Source organism: Arthrobacter stackebrandtii (genome assembly GCF_017876675.1).
GTDB classification, from domain to species: domain Bacteria; phylum Actinomycetota; class Actinomycetes; order Actinomycetales; family Micrococcaceae; genus Specibacter; species Specibacter stackebrandtii.
On record NZ_JAGIOI010000001.1, the window covers coordinates 4,179,686 to 4,194,604 of the forward strand.

Annotated in this window: 17 protein-coding genes, 1 tRNA gene and 1 riboswitch; of the genes, 2 read left to right on the plus strand and 16 right to left on the minus strand. The window is 66.6% G+C overall.

The annotated features are described in order from the left end of the window. Positions 1–50: 50 nt before the first annotated feature. Entirely contained in the window at positions 51–467 is a 417-nt protein-coding gene (gene hisI, locus JOF48_RS18290; protein WP_209683353.1) for a phosphoribosyl-AMP cyclohydrolase, read from the minus strand. A gap of 147 nt (positions 468–614) precedes the next feature. On the opposite strand from hisI, the gene JOF48_RS18295 reads away from it, so the two are divergent. Next, positions 615–1,259, plus strand: coding sequence for a TIGR03085 family metal-binding protein (locus tag JOF48_RS18295; RefSeq protein WP_209684756.1), 645 nt, complete (start codon positions 615–617; stop codon positions 1,257–1,259). Between the two features lie 190 nt (positions 1,260–1,449). Here JOF48_RS18295 and hisF read toward each other — a convergent pair whose 3' ends face one another. From hisF to JOF48_RS18370, 15 genes are all read right to left on the minus strand, one after another. Next, positions 1,450–2,220 (minus strand): imidazole glycerol phosphate synthase subunit HisF, encoded by a 771-nt coding sequence (gene hisF, locus JOF48_RS18300; RefSeq protein ID WP_209683356.1) that lies wholly within the window; start codon positions 2,218–2,220, stop codon positions 1,450–1,452. Between the two features lie 59 nt (positions 2,221–2,279). Continuing rightward, positions 2,280–3,125 (minus strand): ATP phosphoribosyltransferase, encoded by an 846-nt coding sequence (gene hisG, locus JOF48_RS18305; protein ID WP_209683359.1) that lies wholly within the window; start codon positions 3,123–3,125, stop codon positions 2,280–2,282. A 94-nt stretch (positions 3,126–3,219) separates the two neighbouring features. After that, positions 3,220–3,483, minus strand: coding sequence for a phosphoribosyl-ATP diphosphatase (locus JOF48_RS18310; RefSeq protein WP_209683362.1), 264 nt, complete (start codon positions 3,481–3,483; stop codon positions 3,220–3,222). 216 nt (positions 3,484–3,699) lie between these two features. Next, the gene (gene ribH / locus JOF48_RS18315) at positions 3,700–4,188 is read right to left on the minus strand and encodes a 6,7-dimethyl-8-ribityllumazine synthase (RefSeq protein ID WP_209683366.1); all 489 of its coding nucleotides are present in this window, start codon (positions 4,186–4,188) and stop codon (positions 3,700–3,702) included. After that, positions 4,185–4,934, minus strand: a complete 750-nt coding sequence (locus JOF48_RS18320) for a GTP cyclohydrolase II (RefSeq protein WP_209683370.1) — start codon at positions 4,932–4,934, stop codon at positions 4,185–4,187. Before JOF48_RS18320 ends, ribH begins: the two co-directional genes overlap by 4 nt. Beyond that, complete coding sequence (ribB, locus tag JOF48_RS18325) at positions 4,931–5,590, minus strand: 3,4-dihydroxy-2-butanone-4-phosphate synthase (RefSeq protein ID WP_209683380.1); 660 nt, start codon at positions 5,588–5,590, stop codon at positions 4,931–4,933. The genes JOF48_RS18320 and ribB overlap by 4 nt, the downstream gene beginning before the upstream one ends. Next, entirely contained in the window at positions 5,587–6,213 is a 627-nt protein-coding gene (locus JOF48_RS18330; RefSeq protein WP_209683382.1) for a riboflavin synthase, read from the minus strand. Before JOF48_RS18330 ends, ribB begins: the two co-directional genes overlap by 4 nt. 1 nt (position 6,214) lies before the next feature. Further along, on the minus strand, positions 6,215–7,366 hold the full coding sequence (gene ribD, locus JOF48_RS18335) for a bifunctional diaminohydroxyphosphoribosylaminopyrimidine deaminase/5-amino-6-(5-phosphoribosylamino)uracil reductase RibD (protein ID WP_209683385.1): 1,152 nt from the start codon (positions 7,364–7,366) through the stop codon (positions 6,215–6,217). After that, the gene (gene pnuC, locus JOF48_RS18340; protein WP_209683388.1) at positions 7,363–8,103 is read right to left on the minus strand and encodes a nicotinamide riboside transporter PnuC; all 741 of its coding nucleotides are present in this window, start codon (positions 8,101–8,103) and stop codon (positions 7,363–7,365) included. The genes ribD and pnuC overlap by 4 nt, the downstream gene beginning before the upstream one ends. A gap of 120 nt (positions 8,104–8,223) precedes the next feature. Further along, positions 8,224–8,368, minus strand: a riboswitch (FMN riboswitch). A 229-nt stretch (positions 8,369–8,597) separates the two neighbouring features. After that, on the minus strand, positions 8,598–9,284 hold the full coding sequence (rpe, locus tag JOF48_RS18345) for a ribulose-phosphate 3-epimerase (protein WP_209683391.1): 687 nt from the start codon (positions 9,282–9,284) through the stop codon (positions 8,598–8,600). Positions 9,285–9,355: 71 nt separating this feature from the next. Then, positions 9,356–10,930, minus strand: a complete 1,575-nt coding sequence (locus JOF48_RS18350; RefSeq protein ID WP_209683394.1) for an RsmB/NOP family class I SAM-dependent RNA methyltransferase — start codon at positions 10,928–10,930, stop codon at positions 9,356–9,358. After that, on the minus strand, positions 10,927–11,847 hold the full coding sequence (locus JOF48_RS18355; protein WP_209683396.1) for a methionyl-tRNA formyltransferase: 921 nt from the start codon (positions 11,845–11,847) through the stop codon (positions 10,927–10,929). The genes JOF48_RS18350 and JOF48_RS18355 overlap by 4 nt, the downstream gene beginning before the upstream one ends. Beyond that, complete coding sequence (gene def, locus JOF48_RS18360; protein WP_209683399.1) at positions 11,844–12,419, minus strand: peptide deformylase; 576 nt, start codon at positions 12,417–12,419, stop codon at positions 11,844–11,846. The genes JOF48_RS18355 and def overlap by 4 nt, the downstream gene beginning before the upstream one ends. A 70-nt stretch (positions 12,420–12,489) precedes the next feature. After that, positions 12,490–13,344 carry a cytochrome gene (locus JOF48_RS18365; protein WP_209683402.1) on the minus strand — a complete coding sequence of 285 codons (855 nt, stop codon included), beginning with the start codon at positions 13,342–13,344 and terminating at the stop codon, positions 12,490–12,492. A 211-nt stretch (positions 13,345–13,555) separates the two neighbouring features. Then, a tRNA-Val gene (locus JOF48_RS18370) sits at positions 13,556–13,627 on the minus strand. 108 nt (positions 13,628–13,735) lie between these two features. Here JOF48_RS18370 and JOF48_RS18375 point away from each other — a divergent pair. Next, a complete protein-coding gene (locus JOF48_RS18375) occupies positions 13,736–14,890 on the plus strand; it encodes an IS1249 family transposase (RefSeq protein WP_209677619.1) in 1,155 nt (384 codons plus the stop codon). The last annotated feature ends 29 nt before the right edge of the window (positions 14,891–14,919 follow it).

A 14,919-nucleotide genomic window follows, 5' to 3' on the forward strand; every position in this document is an offset into this window, starting at 1 on the left:
TGTTTGGGCTTTCTTCGTTTCAAGGGCGAGGAATGGCTGGTGGTGCGGCGCTATTCGCCGCGGCTGCCCACCACGGCGGTGAGCGGGCGGGCATCGAAGCAGGTGTGGGTTCCTGTGTGGCAGGCGGCCCCGACCTGGTCAACGGCGATGAGCAGGGCGTCGCCGTCGCAGTCCAGGGCCACGGACTTCACGTACTGGTAGTGCCCGGAGGTGTCGCCCTTGCGCCAGTACTCCTGGCGTGAGCGTGAATAGAACGTCACGCGGCCGGTGGAGAGGGTGCGGCGCAGGGCTTCGTCGTCCATCCAGCCCAGCATCAGCACCTCCTTGGAGTCGAACTGCTGAATGATGGCGGCCACGAGGCCGGCACCGTCGTGCTTGAGCAGGGCCGCAACATCGGCAGGCAGTTCGAAGGCCTGCTGCTGGGCGGAATTCACGGGCAATGTCTGGGGATCTGGGCTTTGCTGCATCAAGGCCAATTCTAGTGCCAGAGTCACCCGAAACGGGCCATCTTGACCGCTGGGCGGACGTCCGGGCCCCCGTATTGGGGAACACGGCGTCTCATTGTGGCGGTTCGAACTGCCACCGGCGGCCAATACATGCTAATTTCACAAGTGATGCAATTTGTAGAACCTTCACGTGAAGTCCTCGCCGAGACCCTGCTGGCCGCCGGGCCGGGAGCCAGCACGCTCTGCGAAGGTTGGCGCACCCAGGAGCTGGCCGCGCACCTAGTGCTGCGCGAGCATAGTCCCCGCGTAGGCCTGGGCATGGTCCTCAAACCGTGGCGCAAGGCGTCCGAGAAGGCCATTGCAGAGCTCGCCGGCGCATCGGGCACGCCGGAGGCGTTTGCCGCACTCGTTGAGAAGTTCCGTGCCGGCCCGCCCAAGCTCTCCCCGTTTGCACTGAAGGCCATTGACCACAGCGCCAACCTGACTGAATTTTTCATCCACACCGAAGACGTGCGCCGGGCCCGCGACCGCTGGGCACCGCGCGCCCTTGACGCGAACTACTCCCAAGCGCTCTGGGCCGAGCTGCTCAAGCGTGCGGCGTTCCTGTACCGCAGCGTGGACCTTGGCATTGTCCTGGTGAACCCCGACGGCCCCCGCCACGTTGCCAAGCGCGCGCCAGTCTCCGTGGCCATCATTGGCGATCCCGGCGAGCTGCTGCTCCATGCCAGCGGGCGCACCGGCGAGGCCCTGGTGTCCTTCGAGGGCCAGCCGGACGCCGTGGCGCTGCTGCAGACTGCCGACGTAGGCCTCTAACTTCCCCCACGCAGAATTCGTTGGAAGCACGGTATTCCTTGGAAGCACGGTGGCTTCCGGCCGCCGTGGTGCCTTAAGCCAAAAACCACCCGCCACAATTGACAACGCAGTTGTTGGACCAATACCGGCGGAATCGGTCCAACAACTGCGTCATCGATGGCAGGTGCCAGCGGCGGTGGGGCGTTCCGGGCTAGCGGACCTCGTAGCCGGCGTCGCGGATGGCCTGCTTGACGTCGGCGATGGCGTTGTCCGGACCGAAGTGGAAGATGGACGCTGCCAGCACGGCGTTGGCGCCCGCCTCCACTGCCGGCGGGAAGTGTTCCGGCTTCCCCGCGCCACCCGAGGCGATGATGGGGATGTGCACGGCGGCGCGGACGAGCCGGATCAGCTCGAGGTCGAAGCCCTCCTTGGTGCCGTCGGCGTCGATGGAGTTGAGCAGGATCTCGCCCACGCCGCGGTCGGCCGCCTCCTTGGCCCATTCGATGGCGTCTATGCCGGTGCCCTTGCGCCCGCCGTGCGTTGTCACTTCAAAGCCCGACGGCGTGATGCCGCCCTGGGTGCGGCGCGCGTCAACGCTGAGCACCAGGACCTGGGAGCCGAAGCGCCGGGTGATCTCGTCAATGACTGCCGGGCGGGCAATCGCCGCGGTGTTGATGGAGGCCTTGTCGGCCCCGTGGCGCAGCAGCTTGTCCACGTCGGACACCTCGCGCACTCCCCCGCCAACGGTCAGCGGGATGAAGACTTGCTCGGCAGCGCGTGAGACCACGTCAAAGGTGGTCTCCCGGTTGCCGGAGGACGCTGTGACATCAAGGAACGTCAGCTCGTCCGCACCGGCGCGGTCATAGCGCTGTGCGAGCTCAACGGGATCACCGGCGTCGCGCAGGTTTTGGAACTTGACGCCCTTGACCACGCGGCCGGCGTCGACGTCCAGGCAGGGGATGACTCGGATGGCAACACTCATGGCATGTACCTTCTTCGAATGAAATTGTGGATGGGCCCGGCGGGCGGGGGTGGCTGGCGCTAGATGCGGCAGGCGTGGATGTTGCTGACCAGGATGGCGCGTGCGCCGAGGTCGTACAGTTCATCCATGATGCGGTTGGTGTCCTTGGCCATGACCATGGAGCGCACGGCCACCCAGTCGGTGTCGCGCAGCGGGGAAACCGTGGGCGACTCCAGGCCGGGGGTCAGGGCTGTGGCCTGGTCCATGAGCGACTTGGGCACGTCGTAGTCGAGCAGGACATACTGGCGGGCCACAAGGACGCTGTGCAGACGGCGGATGAGCACCTCTAGGCCGGGGGGCGCGGTGACGCCGCGGCGGCCGATCAGCAGTGCCTCGGACTTGAGGATGGGCTCGCCGAAGATCTCCATGCCCGCGGCCTTGAGCGTGCTGCCGGTTTCCACGACGTCGGCAATCGCGTCTGCGACGCCGAGGCGGACGGAGGATTCCACGGCGCCGTCGAGGCGGACCACCTGGGCGTTGATGCCCAGCTCGGAGAGGTATTCGCGCAGCAGGCCGTCATAGCTGGTGGCCAGGCGCTTGCCCTCAAGTTCGGCGGCGCTGGTGAAGTCGCCCACCGGTCCGGCAAAGCGGAAGGTGGAGACGGCGAATCCCAGGGGAAGCAGCTCTTCGGCATCGACCTGGGCGTCCATCAGCAGGTCGCGGCCGGTGATGCCGACATCCAGGGTGCCGGCACCAACGTACACGGCAATGTCGCGGGGGCGCAGGAAGAAGAATTCAACGTTGTTTTCCGGATCCACCATGACCAGTTCACGGGAGTCCCGGCGTTGGCGGTAGCCGGCCTCGGCCAGCATGGCGGAAGCGGATTCGGACAGTGATCCCTTGTTCGGGACGGCAACACGCAGCATAATAAAGTTTCTTTTCAGGTTGGTTCAAGCAAAAGTTTTTCAGCGTTGCGCACAACGCCATTTCAGGGTTGTCTCAAGCAGCCACGGCACGTGGCTAGAGATGCTTGTAAACGTCCTGAAGGGTCAAACCTTTGGCGATCATCATGACCTGGAGGTGGTAGAACAGCTGGGAAATCTCTTCGGCGCAGGCTTCTTCCGATTCATACTCGGCAGCCATCCACACCTCAGCGGCTTCCTCAACCACTTTCTTGCCGATACCGTGAATGCCGGAATCAAGTTCGGCGACGGTACGGGAGCCGGCGGGCCGCGCTGCGGCTTTCTCACTCAGCTCATCAAAAAGGGATTCGAAGGTCTTCACGCCATCCACCTTACTGGTTGGGCATCGTGTTTACGGATTTTGAGACGCGGTGCGTCCACATTGTGAACACGTTCCACCGCGCGGCAGGCCGGCGCAGGCTGTCCGGCGCGCCGGGCATGGGAGCAGCGTCACAGCGCAGGCGTGGGGCAACGGGGCCCAGTTATGGGCAACAGCCGCCGTTGTCCCACACCTCAGCGCCGTGCAGCCGCCGTTATCTCACTTCTCAAGGGAGGCCAGGGTGAGAGCTGTGGCCACCGCGGCGGTCAGCGCCTCATGCCCCTTGTCCTCCTCAGAGCCGGGCAGACCGGCGCGCGCCAGCCCCTGCTCCTCGGTGTCACAGGTGAGCACGCCGAAGCCCACGGGCACGCCGGTGCGCACGCTGACATCCGTCAGGCCCATCGTTGCGGCTTGGCAGACATAGTCAAAGTGCGGGGTGCCGCCGCGGATCACAACACCCAGCGCCACCACAACGTCGAAGGACTTTGCCAGCCGGGCCGCCGCGACCGGCAGTTCAAAGCTGCCGGGCACACGCACCACCACGGGTTCGGCGATGCCGGCGTCAGCCGCTCCGCGCAATGCCCCGGCCAGCAGGCCGTCCATGATCTCGGTGTGCCAGCTGGCGGCGACAATGGCCACCTTCAGCGCCGCGGCCTGCGCCTGGCCCGCCGGGTCGAATCCGATCGTGGGTGCTCCGTGTCCGCTCATGATGAAAGTCCTTCCGGGTTGCCGGCTGGTGCCGGTGTGGCTTCGTTGACGCGGAGCGCATGGTGCATGCGGTCCCGCTTGGTGATCAGGTAACGCAGGTTTTCCTCCCGGGCAGGCACCTCGGCCGGCACCACTTCCAGCACCTCGATGCCGTGGCGGGCCAGGTCCTGCCCCTTGAGCGGATTGTTGCTCAGCAGCGCGATTCGGCTCAGCCCCAGCGACCGCAGGATGCCGGCCGCCGCCGCGTAGTCGCGCGCATCCACGGGCAGCCCCAGCTGTTCGTTGGCCTCGACGGTATCGGCGCCTGCCTCCTGCAGGCTGTAGGCCCGCATCTTGTTGGCCAGGCCAATGCCGCGTCCCTCGTGCCCCCGCAGGTAGACCAGGGTGCCGCCGCGCCGGTGGATGAGCTCCAGTGCGTAGTCCAGCTGCTCGCCGCAGTCGCAGCGGTAGGAGCCAAAGACGTCCCCCGTGAGGCATTCGGAGTGCAGCCGCACCAGGGGCACGACGCCGGGTCCCGGCCCTGCGCCGTAACCCCCGCCTTCCAGCGGCTCGCCGGGCGCGCTGACGCTCAGGTGCTCAGCCCCCGTTGCGGCATCGATCCAGGCCTGGGCGGTAAAGGTGCCAAAACGGGTGGGCAACTGCACCTGCGGACCACCGCTGACGGCACCTGTGGTGGACTCCGGGCCGTTGCTGCCGGACGGGCTGTCCGGGCGGGTGCCCGCGGGGACAGGCGGCTGTGCGCTCACGGCCGTGCCTCCGCACCGTTCGTGGCGGCAGCGGCCGGCTCTGCCGCCAGGTGCGCAACGAGGTCCGCGATGGAAATGAGGACCAGGCCGTTGGCGTCGGCAAAGTCGCGCAGCCCGTGCAGGCGCAGCATTTCACCGCCGTCGTCCACAACTTCGGCAATCACGCCGACGGGTTCGGCCCCCGCCAGCCGGCAGAGGTCCACCGCCGCCTCGGTGTGCCCCGGGCGCTGTCGCACTCCCCCGGCCACGGCGCGAAGGGGGAAGATGTGCCCGGGCCGGGTGACGGCGTCGGGCATGGAGGAAGGGTCAGCCAGCACGGTGGCGGTGAGCGAGCGGTCCGTGGCGCTGATCCCGGTGGTGACGCCGTGCGCCGCATCGCACGAGACGGTGTAGGCGGTGCCCTTAGCGTCCTGGTTGTCGGCGACCATGGGCGGCAGGGACAGGCGGTCGGCGCGGGCTTCGTCCATGGGGATGCAGATGACGCCCGAGCTGTGGCGGATTGTCCAGCCCATGAGTGCGGGGGTGCTGTACTGGGCGGCAAAGATGATGTCGCCCTCGTTTTCGCGGTTTTCATCGTCCACCACAAGCACGGCTTCCCCGCGGGCGATCGCGGCGACGGCCAGCGGCACCGGGTCCAGGAGTGTCAGCGGGTTCATTGTGCGCCGCCCGTGGCGAATTCCAGCAGGCGCTTGGCGTACTTGGCCAGCACGTCCACCTCAAGGTTGACGGCGCCGCCGGCTTCCTTGGCGCCAAGCCCTGTGGCGGCAAGCGTGACGGGGATGAGCCCCACCTCGAACCACTGGTCCTGCTCGGCGGCGCGGCTGACGGCGGTCACAGTCAGGGACACCCCGTCCACGGCGATGGAGCCCTTTTCGGCGATGTACTGGCCCAGTTCGCGGGGAACGGAGAAACGCAGCGTGTCCCAGGCGCCCTGCTTCTCGCGGTGCAGGAGGGTGCCCACGCCGTCCACATGCCCCTGGACCACGTGGCCGTCGAGGCGTCCGCCGGCCGGGACGCAGCGTTCGAGGTTGACGGTGTCCCCGGCGGCCAGGGATCCGGTGGTGGTCCGGCGCAGGGTTTCACCCATGACGTCCACGGCCACGGTGCCCCCGGCCAGTTCGACGGCGCTCAGGCACACGCCGTTGACGGCGATGGAGCCGCCGAGGTCCATCCCGTCAAGGATCTCCCCGGCCGCCAGCACCAGCCGTGCGGTGCCCTTCTCGGGCAGGTTTTCCAGGGCGAGCACGGTGCCGCGCCCTGCAACAATTCCAGTAAACATTTCAGCTTCCTTCCGGAGCGGCCTTGGCCGGCATGAGTGTCAGCTTCAGGTCCGGCCCAAGGATTTCCACGGGGCCGGTGAGTGTTGCATCCCATTCCCAGCGCTGGGCCTGGGCGAGGGTGCCGATGCCGAGGTCGGTGAGGGCCGGGATGCCCGAGCCCAGCAGGGTGGGTGCCAGGTAGACGACGAGTTCGTCCACGAGCCCCTGTTCAAGGAACGAGGCGTTGATGGTGGCCCCGCCCTCGATCATGAGGTGCCCGACGCCACGGGACTGCAATTCCTGCAGGACGGAGCGGGGGTCGTGCGTGCGCAGGTGCAGGAAGTCGTCGTCACCGAGGCGGTCCGGGCTGCTCGGTGTGCCCGCCGTGCCGCGGACTGCCGCGTCCTGGGGCACCTCGCGCAGGCCCATGACCACGCGCAGCGGCTGCTTTGCGGCGTCGGAACCGTCCGCAGCCCGGGCGGTCAGGCGGGGGTTGTCGGCGATGACGGTGCCGGTGCCCACCACAATCGCGTCCACGCGGGCCCGCAGTTCGTGCGAATCCTGGCGGGATTCCTGGGAGGTGATCCACTGGCTGGTGCCGTCGACGGCGGCAATCCGCCCGTCCACTGTCTGTGCCAGCCGGGCCGTGACGAACGGCCGTTTCTCCCGAACTGCCACGAACCACTGCCGGTTCAGGTCCTCCGCTTCCGCGGCCATCAGTCCCATGCGCACGTTGATGCCCTCGTTGGCCAGGATCTCGGCGCCTCCCGCGGCAGGCTGGTGGGGGTCGCGCACGGCAAACACCACGTTGCCGATTCCCGCGTCCAGGATCGCCTGCGTGCAGGGGCCCGTCAGGCCCGTGTGGCTGCACGGCTCGAGCGTGACAATCAAGGTTGCCGCCGAAAGGTCGCGCTTGACGCCCGTGCCCAGCAGCCGGTTGATGACGTCGGTTTCCGCATGGGCCGTGCCGGCGCCGCGGTGGTATCCGATGGCAAGGAACGTTCCGTCGGCGTCGATGATGACGGCGCCCACCAGCGGGTTGGCGCCGCGCACGCCCTGGCGTGCGGCCGAGAGTGCCGTTTCCATGCCGAGGATTTCTGCATCGCTGAAAACCTCGGGCTCATTGTTCTGCTCATTGTGCTGGTTGGCGGGGAACAGTTCGCTGAAATTCATGGTTTGGCCTCTCGATTGCTCACGGTAATGTCAGGAAAGGTGGTGTCCACCGAAACCTGGCGGTCCTGCACATCACGATTGTGCCGCACCCGCCACCAGACAAAGAATCCGGCCAGGGTGAAGGCTCCGTAGAAGACGTACATGAACGCCGAGGCGTAGTAGCCTGCGCTGAACAGCAGGGGCACGCCCACCAGGTCAACGGCCACCCAGATCAGCCAGAACTCCACCCAGCCCTTGGCCATGCCGTAGGTGGCCAACAGGGATCCCATGAAGATCCAGGCATCCGCCCAGACGGGTTCGTAGGAGCCCATGGCCCTGAAAATGGGGGTCAGTATGGCTGTGCCGGCGATCATGGCGGCCACCAGGAGCCAGCGTACGCGGCCCCCCGCCCAACGGGGCTCGACGGCTTCGCCCACGTGGGTGCCGGCGTCGTCCCGGCCGCGGCGGGTCTGGTTCCAGCGGTGCCATCCGTAGATGGACACGGCGATGAACATGATTTGGCGCCCGGCCTGGCCAAGCAGGTTGACGTGGTCGGCGGTGCCGAACAGTGTGCCCACGAAGACCGTGAACAGCAGTAGGTTTCCGATGATGCCCACCGGCCATGCCCAGATTTTACGGCGCATGCCGCCGAGGGCGCTGGCGAGCCCAAAAATGTTGCCTATGACTTCGCGCCAGAGGAGGAACCCGCCACCGGCGAATTCCATTTTGGCGTCAAAGAGCCATCGCAGAAAGTCCATTGTTACCTTCCCTTTGCAAGACCGCGATGGCTCCGGGGGTAACGTACGGCCAAGGCGCCGGGGTGCAGGGGCGCGCGGCACGGTGGTGCCGGCACACCCCTGGCCTGGCGGCCAAGGCTGTTCGTGCTTCTCCCATCCAGACTTTAACTGTCGGTTCCGGAATTTCACCAGATCAACCGTGCGCTGCCTGCTGTTTCCAGTGGGCTGCGCGCGGGTCGCGGACTATAACCGCCGGTTCGGAATTACACCGACCCCGGAGCACGTAATATTCAATTGCGCCCGCGGTTGCGGGCGACTTCCTCCATTATGGCACCTTTTCGATGCCGTCCTGCCCCGCCCCTCGCGGGGCGAATGCACAGAGCATAAGCGTACCGGGGCAGGATTCATTCCCGCCCCGGCCGCGCCAGCGGAGCCCCGCGGCAGTTGCTGGACCGATTCGAGCCAAGATCTACTGTTTGGCCCAACGGCCGCCACAAGGAATCGGCAGCGACCGTCTACCGGCCTGCTTGCCCGAAGGCGAGCTGCCCCTTGGCGCGCAGGGAGTTGATGGCGTCCTCGGGCGAGGGCTTGCCGTATACCGCCGAGCCCGCCACGAAGATGTTCGCACCGGCCTCGGCAGCGCGCGTGATGGTTTCCTCCGTGATGCCGCCGTCCACCTGGATGGCCACGTTGACGCCGCTGCCTTCGATGGCGGCGCGTGCGCGCCGGATCTTGGGCAGCGTGACATCCAGGAACGACTGCCCGCCAAAGCCCGGTTCCACGGTCATGATCAGCAGCATGTCCAGTTCCGGCAGCATGTCCAGGTAAGGTTCGACGGCGGTTGCCGGCCGAAGCGCCATGCCCGCCTTTGCGCCGCGGGCACGCAATTCACGGGCCAGCTTGATGGGCGCATCCGACGCCTCCACGTGGAAGGTGACCGAATCCAGCCCGGCATCTGCATACAGCGGCGCCCAGCGGTCGACGTCGGCGATCATCAGGTGGGCGTCCAGCGGCACGGGGCTGACCTGCTGGATCCGCTCCACCACGGGCAGCCCGATGGTCAGGTTGGGCACGAAGCGGTTGTCCATGACGTCCACGTGCACGGCGTCTGCATTGGCGATGCGGGCCAGTTCGGCCTCAAGGTTGACGAAATCTGCCGAAAGGATGCTGGGGTTGATGCAGCAGGCAAGTGGTTTGCTCACGAAAAGTTCCTCATCATTTTCTTGGATTTGGCGGGTGTGCCGGCGCGGGACGCAGCCGGCGCCGGCCGGTGCTAGTTCTTGCGGATCAGGGCCATGAACATGGCGTCGCTCTGGTGGATGTGCGGCCACAGCTGCGCCATCATCCGGTGGGCGGGAACGGCCGAGGTGGTGTTGCCGGCACCGATGCTTCCGCTGAGGCTGACGGCGTCCAATGCGGCGCCGGCGTCGAGCAACTCCAGGTCCGTGCGCTTGCGCATGGCATCCTCCACGACGGCGATGGTCTCGGCCACGTGCGGGGAGCATGTCACGTAGGCCACGACTCCCCCGGGCTTGACGGCCGCCAGGGCGGATTCCAGGAGCTCGCGCTGCAGCGGGCCGAGCTCGGCGACGTCGGAGAGCTTGCGGCGCCAGCGTGATTCCGGGCGGCGGCGCAGGGCGCCCAGGCCCGTGCACGGTGCGTCCACGAGGATGCGGTCAAAGGCTTCGGGGTGTTCCCTGCCAATGTCGCGCCCGTCGCCGGTGCGCACGGTCCAGCTGTCGGCAGGCACGGCGGCCAGGGCCTGCGAGACTAGCTTGGCGCGGTGCGGTGCCGGTTCATTGGCGAGCATCCAGGCATCCTGCTCGGCGGCCAGGGCGGCCAGCAGCGCTGCCTTTCCACCCGGGCCGGCGCACATGTCCAGCCAGCGTTCCTCGCCGTCGGTCTTCTCGGTGGAGACCATGACCGCGGCCAGGGCGCGGGCCACCAGCTGCGAACCGGCATCCTGGACGCGCACGGAACCGTCGCGGACACTGTCCAGCCGGCCCACGTCGCCGCCGGAGGACAGCGCGGAATCGATCACGAGCTCACCCGGCGTGAAGCCGGCGTCGAAGGCTTCGTCCAGGCTGCCCAGGCCGGGCAGGGCCACAAGGTTCACGACCGGTGCGGCGTTGTCGGCCTCGAGCAGCGCCTCGATTTCGCTGACGTCGCGGCCGTGGGCAACGAGCGCCTGGCGCATGGCCCGCACAATCCATTCCGGGTGGGCATGCACGATGGATGCGATTTTGACGTCGTCGCCCAGCCCGTCGGTGAGCTCGGCCAGCCACTGCGGCAACTCCTTCGCGGCAACCTTGCGCAGCACGGCGTTGACCAGGCCCGACGGTCCGGCACCAATGACGGCACGGGCAAGGCCAACGGTCTGGTCCAGCGCGGCGTGGGTGGGCACGCGCATGGCCATGAGCTGGTGGGCGCCGATGCGCAGGGCGTCCAGAATGGCGGGGTCAAGCTCGGACAGCGGGCGGTCCACGCACTTGGCCAAGATGGCGTCGTACGTGCCCTGCGCGCGGAGCGCCCCGTAAGTCAGTTCGGTGGCGAATCCGGCGTCGCGGCGGTCCAGCCCGTGCTTGCGAATGCGCGTGGGCAGCACGAGGTTGGCGTAGGCGTCGTCGGCCGAGACCGCACGGAGCACCTCAAAGGCGACGAGCCGTGCGGGGTCGGCCACGCGGGTGCGCTGGCCGGGCGCCGTCTCGGTCCGGTTGCGCCCCGTGCTGCGGTTGCGTTCGCGGCCGGCATCGTCACGACGCCGGACGCCTCCCCCGCGCTGGCCTCCGCCGGAGTTCTGGCGGGCCGAGTTCTGGTGGCCCGAACGTCCGCCTTGTTCGCTGGTCATTCAAACACCACATCTTCCTTGTTGGCCAGGCCCCTGGCCCAGTCTGTTGCCTTCATCATTTTCTTTCCTGCCGGCTGGACCTCGCCGAGTTCAACGGCATGCGATCCCGTCCCCACCAGCACGGCCTTGCCGTCAACCCGCAGGCGGGCCGGCGCCAGGTCCGCCACGTCGGCGCGCAGTGCCACCGGTCCCAGCTTGAACCTTTGCCCGGCCAGCATGGTCCAGGCGCCGGGTTCGGTGGTGACGCCGCGGATGCGCCGGTTGATGGCCAGGGCGGGGTCCGTCCATGAAACATGGCCGTCCTCGAGCGTCAGCTTGGGCGCCAGCGAGATTTCCCCCTGCTGCGGCACTCCGGTGACCATGCCGGCGCCGATGCCGTCGATGGTCTGGGCCAGCAGCACGGCGCCGCTGTGCGACAGCCGTTCCAGCAAGGCCGCACTGGTGTCGGCGGCGCCAATGGATTCGGTCATGGTGCCGTAGACGGGGCCGGTGTCCAGCCCCTTCTCCAGCAGGAACGTGGAGGCGCCGGTGACCTCGTCGCCGTTGATGATCGAATGCTGCACGGGCGCCGCACCGCGCCAGGCGGGCAGCAGCGAAAAGTGCAGGTTGATCCAGCCGTGGACGGGGATGCCCAACGCACTCTCCGGGATGAGGGCGCCGTAGGCCACAATGGCGGCGACGTCCGGTGCGGCGGCGGCGATCGCCGCGGCAGCCCCGGCGTCGATCTTGTCCGCCTTGATGACATGCAGGCCCAGCTCGGCGGCCCGGGCGGCGACAGGCGACGGTGTCATGATGCGCTTGCGGCCCAGTGGCGCATCGGGGCGGGTCAGGACGGCGACGATTTCATGGCCGGCGGCCTGGAGGGCTGCCAGGGAGGGCAGCGCTACGGCGGGGGTTCCGGTAAAAAGCACCTTCACTGGGCGGCCCCGAAGGCAGCACCGGTGCCGAAGGCCGAGCCCACGGTGTGGGCCCTTTTGGCAACGGTCTGCGCCGTGACGTCGTGGTAGTTGGCCATGCGGATGGCGCGGAGGGCATCCTTGCGGTCCTCGCCTTCCAGCCGGTCCACGTACAGCTTGCCGTTGAGATGGTCGGTCTCGTGCTGGAAGCACTTGGCCAGGGTTCCGGTGGCCTCAAGGTCAATGGTGGCCCCGTTGACGTCGACGCCGGTGATCCGGACCCAGCGGTGGCGCGGGACCGTGTATCCCAGGCCCGGGACGGACAGGCAGCCCTCGGGTTCGCCCGGGGCAAAGTCGTCACTGGCCACGATGACCGGATTGATCACATGGCCCTCTTCGCCGTCGACCGCGTAGGTGAAGATCCGCTTGTTCACGCCGATCTGGGGGGCGGCGAGCCCGGCTCCGCGGACGTCATGCATGGTCTCGGCCATGTCCTCGACAAGTTTGGCCAACTCCGGGCCGAAGGTGGTCACTTCCTCGGCGGTTTCCCGGAGGACGGGGTCGCCGATGATGCGAATGCTCAGGATGGCCATGGGGTGGCACCTCACTTTGAAATTGGCGCGGACCCTGTTTGCGGACCGCTGACTGCTGGCGCCTTCCAGTCTAGTTGGACGGCTGGTGCGGCGGGGGCGCAATCTCCAGCAACGGTGTCCCTGCCTGTGCCGCTTCCAATGAGGTTTGCCACACCCGGCGCAGCGAGGCGAACTTAAACCAGTGGGACTTGAGCACTTCGGGGTTGGCGCGCAGGGTGCGCACCTCCGTTTCGCCGATGGCGACGCCCAGCAGAATGGGGTCCTGGCCGTACTTCCAGGGCTCCCATGTACCGGCGGCCTCGTCCACGATGGACTCCTCGGCCTTCATGCCGGCCACCAGCTGCATGACCACCTTGGCGTCAAGGGATTTCACCTGGCCGTTGCGGTCGGTGCCCTTGGTCTTGAAGTCGATGATGCACAGCTTGCCGCCAATGGTGGCCACCAGGTCCAGCGTTCCCGCGTAGCCGAGTGTTTCATTCCAGACAGTGATCTCCGGATCCAGCGGCTTGACGGCGTAGTCCTCCCACCACTGGTCAAACCGCAGGGCGAAGTTCTCCTCACCCTTCTCGGCAAGCGCCTCCCGCGCCTCCTGCAACTGGTGGGGCCGGTCCAGCGCGCGCAGCGACACCTGCTCGCAGTAGTGGTGGACGCGGTCACCGCGGGCGGCTGCGGCATCCCTGAACTGTTCGGCCGCGTTGGAGCTGTCCCGCACCACCGTGCGCAACTGTCCGGGATTGCCGACGGCGGCACCCAGGTCCGGGTGCTGCGCCACTGCGTTGGCTGCCATGTAGCCGATCCAGCCGTCCAACGACATGGCCTGCTGGCCGATGACGGTGGTGATGGAGGGGACCTTCGGCGGGTCCTGCAGGGAGCGGGCGTACATGCGCCCCAGGTCTGTACTGTGGGCCAAGGCTGGTGCTGTCATGCCTCCACTATTCCACCCCGCGCCGACACATCCCAGCCCGACCGGACCAACTTGTGGATAACCCCGCGATGCTGTTAGGGGATGTCGGCCAACAGCCGCGGCGGGCCAGGCGCCGTCGAGCCTCACAGCAGCAAATGGCCGGCGCACCGCCAGCCCCGGACCGCCACAGGGCAGCAAAAAGGCCCCTGCATCAACAGGAGCCTGCGTAGTGTGGGCGATACTGGGATCGAACCAGTGACCTCTTCCGTGTCAGGGAAGCGCGCTACCGCTGCGCCAATCGCCCCAGGCCGCGCCACGGGGGTTAGCGGCCAGAATGTGTGTATGAAAAGTGGCTTTTGGCCAGTAATCATATGGGATGCAGGGCCCTGTACATGCTTTGAAAGCATGTACGGTGACAGTTCCCAAGAATCACCCCAGGTGTGGTGTATGTACTAAGAAGCTCGTAAAGAATGGCAAGACCAGCGCGGGAAGAACTAGGTGGCGGTGCAAGTCCTGTGGTGCTTCCATCACCCAGTCACGTGTCGATGTCAGCAAGAAAGCAGAGTTCACAGCGTTCCTGTCCTGGATCACCGGCAAGGACCGTCAGGAAGCCCATGCAGGCTCCGCACGCACCTTTAGGCGTCAGAGTGCCTGGTGCTGGACGGTGTCCCCTACAGCCGTCGTGAGCGGCGAAATACACCCCCAGATCATGCTTGACGGAACGTACTTCAACGACTGGTGCGTGCTGGTCGCCTACACCGGCAACCACGTCATCGCCTGGCAGTGGTGCGACAGAGAAAAGAATGCGTCCTGGTCTGCCCTGCTGCAACAAATCCCGGCACCTGCGGTCGCGATCGTTGACGGGCACAAAGGCCTGGAAAGTGCGCTGCGCGAGCACTGGCCAGAGACGAAGGTGCAACGGTGTCTTTTTCATATCCAGCAGAACATTCGAACACACCTCACGATGCGCCCAAACCTCGATGCCGGCAAGGAATTACTGGCACTAGCCAAGGCCCTGACACCGATCCAAGACCTTGACCAAGCCGCTGTCTGGGCCGGGGAATTCGCTTCCTGGGAAGCACGCTGGGAGTCCTTCTTGAAGACCCGAACCTACGCGAAGAAGAACGGCGAGAGGCCCTCCCATATCGGCACGAACCAGCAATGGTGGTTTACACATCTACGCCTGCGTCGGGCCCGCGGAACACTGGCCACGGTATTGAAAAATGGGCACCTGTTCACTTGGCTCACCGCCGCCACCAACGAGCACAAGATCGACCGCACCACCAGCCCCTTGGAAGGCGGAATCAATGCCGGTCTCAAGCACCTTCTACGCGATCACCGTGGTCTCACCGACGACCACGCCAAACGAGCCGTTGACTGGTACCTCTACCTCCACAGCGAGTCTCCGAAAGACCCCTGGACGTTCGTGAAACCCAGCCACTGGCAGCCCCAAAGAAAACAAAGCAAAACCATCGAAGAGCCCATCGGGCCAGCCCTCTACGACACAGCCTTCAGCCCCGAAGACGGGAACGGAATCCAACAAGGATGGGGCGGAAGAAGCCGATGACACGCCCGGGCCATACACACATTCTGGCC

What these genes read in the sequence shown, in the direction of transcription:
- ribB (WP_209683380.1), bottom strand. Translation starts at nt 5,590, where the DNA reads ATGAACCCGCTGACACTCCTGGACCCGGTGCCGCTGGCCGTCGCCGCG.
- ribH (WP_209683366.1), bottom strand. Translation starts at nt 4,188, where the DNA reads ATGAGCGGACACGGAGCACCCACGATCGGATTCGACCCGGCGGGCCAG.
- hisG (WP_209683359.1), bottom strand. Translation starts at nt 3,125, where the DNA reads ATGCTGCGTGTTGCCGTCCCGAACAAGGGATCACTGTCCGAATCCGCT.
- ribD (WP_209683385.1), bottom strand. Translation starts at nt 7,366, where the DNA reads ATGAATTTCAGCGAACTGTTCCCCGCCAACCAGCACAATGAGCAGAAC.
- pnuC (WP_209683388.1), bottom strand. Translation starts at nt 8,103, where the DNA reads ATGGACTTTCTGCGATGGCTCTTTGACGCCAAAATGGAATTCGCCGGT.
- JOF48_RS18330 (WP_209683382.1), bottom strand. Translation starts at nt 6,213, where the DNA reads ATGTTTACTGGAATTGTTGCAGGGCGCGGCACCGTGCTCGCCCTGGAA.
- hisI (WP_209683353.1), bottom strand. Translation starts at nt 467, where the DNA reads ATGCAGCAAAGCCCAGATCCCCAGACATTGCCCGTGAATTCCGCCCAG.
- JOF48_RS18350 (WP_209683394.1), bottom strand. Translation starts at nt 10,930, where the DNA reads ATGACCAGCGAACAAGGCGGACGTTCGGGCCACCAGAACTCGGCCCGC.
- JOF48_RS18365 (WP_209683402.1), bottom strand. Translation starts at nt 13,344, where the DNA reads ATGACAGCACCAGCCTTGGCCCACAGTACAGACCTGGGGCGCATGTAC.
- JOF48_RS18295 (WP_209684756.1), top strand. Translation starts at nt 615, where the DNA reads ATGCAATTTGTAGAACCTTCACGTGAAGTCCTCGCCGAGACCCTGCTG.
- hisF (WP_209683356.1), bottom strand. Translation starts at nt 2,220, where the DNA reads ATGAGTGTTGCCATCCGAGTCATCCCCTGCCTGGACGTCGACGCCGGC.
- def (WP_209683399.1), bottom strand. Translation starts at nt 12,419, where the DNA reads ATGGCCATCCTGAGCATTCGCATCATCGGCGACCCCGTCCTCCGGGAA.